Here is a 1,800-nt window from a genome sequence, read left to right as displayed (position 1 = left end):
GCGACCCATGGCCAACACCACCAGAAACCAGGTGGGCAGAACTGTTGGCCATACACGGGCACTTTTCATGGCCACCAGCGGGCACAAACGCTGGCCACCCATGGGCACAAACCATTGGCCATTGACACTTGGCCGCGATGCGTGCTCGCAGTCTGTGGTTGAGCGCGGTGCAAGGAAGCGCCGCCGTATCGTACACACCCCTCAAATCTCAGGGCTCGCCCCTGCTAGGCAAAACGATCACTCCGCTCTTAGTGAACGACACGATGTACACAATCGCGACAGGTCCAAAAGAATATCTTCGCCCTGTCGCGTTGTTAGAGGCTCGCGCAGTTGCAGTCTCGGGCCTGAACCTCCTGAGGCGGCTAGGCAACGATGATCGAGCAGCTGCGACAGTTCTCGAGCTTCTCGATTGGCTCTATTCACCCCAATCGGCTTATGTAAACTACACTTTCCTACTTCGGTTGGTTGAAAAAATCACAGGAATCGGGTTAGGTGCCTCGACAAGGCGGGATGAGGTAACCGCTTCTCGCCTAGAGGCAACATTTCAATTGATCAGCGGGGTTGCTTGGTATGCATTGAACGGCGCAATTACTCAACCATCACCCAGTCAACCCGGATCGGACCCAACGATGCGGTTGGTTGTTGTCGCTCATAAACTCGAGGATATGTTCGTCGGCAAATCCGACCCTGGAATAAACCTCGACGAGCTATTTGAAGCCGCTGACAAGTACCTCATTGACGGCGGATTCCCCACTGATCCAAACGCTGCATTGGATCACTCGCAGCATTACCTTCTATCGACCCAGGGTCGCCTCGAAGCCGAGCTAGGAGGTTCAGCGATCGCCAGACACTTCCAGCGAATGCTTGATCTGCACGCGAAGAGCCTCCTTTCCCGGCACGGAAACGGCTACATCACCGACACTGCCGTCGCGCTCGACGGTGACTTGACCGGCCTAGCATCTTCGCTAGGCCGGAAGTTGCAATCTGCGATGTTTGCGGACTACGCCCCTCCACCGATCGTGACGACTTATCTACAGGTTCGCGAAAACCTTGTGACCAGGCGAGCACGCCCTAAGGAAATCTGGACAGACTACTGGCGCGTCGTAGCATCTGCGACACAGCCCGCCTCGGAGGAGGACAGTGCCCATACCGCGGCCGCCCGCCAAGCAGCAATCGATTCATCGAGGACAGTTTCAGAACTGCTTTCGAGGTCTGTAGGGCCATTTCGCGAATTCTCAGTCCTCGGCCTCAGCCACGTTGTGGCTCTACCCCGAGAATGGGCACCGGAACTCTTCGAGCCAGAGGTGGAGTTTGCGACGCAATGGTTCGAACTAAACAGAGGAGGTCTCAGGCTGGTGGGAGTCCGACTGACGGTAACCAAACGAGAGGCAATTAGCATTGTCTATGAGACATCGGGTGACCGATCAGCATTAGCCGCCGTGCGGCAAGCTGGGAGAATTGTGCTGCTCGACGACGAAGCCCTAAGAAGCGATAAGGTCAGCCCCTCGTCAATGACGATCATAAATCTACAACCTCCATTCCCCGAATGATTCTCGCGTCCGGAATGCAATTCTAAAAATGCCGTAAATCCGCAGCGCGCTAATGCCTAAAAGAACTCAAGAATCTCGGGACAAAGGTGAACGCCTCGCGTCACTCACAAGGCGCACGCTAAGCCTCGATCCACCGACGTTCTTGGGTGTGAGGGGGTCCGCGGTGTTGTCGGGCTGACTGAGGCGCTGGCTGGTGTTGCGCGCGGCGGAGCCGCGAGCCTCGCTGCCCGTGGTGTTCCACTTGGTCATC

The 1,800-nt window shown here is 56.5% G+C and carries 1 protein-coding gene; it reads left to right on the top strand.

The genetic code is table 11. From position 1 onward, the window contains the following. The first annotated feature begins 665 nt into the window (after nt 1-665). Nucleotides 666-1,550 (top strand): hypothetical protein, encoded by an 885-nt coding sequence (locus B7R24_RS17420; protein ID WP_147304098.1) that lies wholly within the window; start codon nt 666-668, stop codon nt 1,548-1,550. The last annotated feature ends 250 nt before the right edge of the window (nt 1,551-1,800 follow it).

This window comes from Subtercola boreus (assembly GCF_003399645.1).
Classification (GTDB): domain Bacteria; phylum Actinomycetota; class Actinomycetes; order Actinomycetales; family Microbacteriaceae; genus Subtercola; species Subtercola boreus_A.
This window is presented reverse-complemented; position numbering and strand designations above follow the sequence as displayed.

Coding starts and splice junctions, on each gene's coding strand:
- B7R24_RS17420 (WP_147304098.1), top strand. CDS start 666: ATGTTCGTCGGCAAATCCGACCCTGGAATAAACCTCGACGAGCTATTT.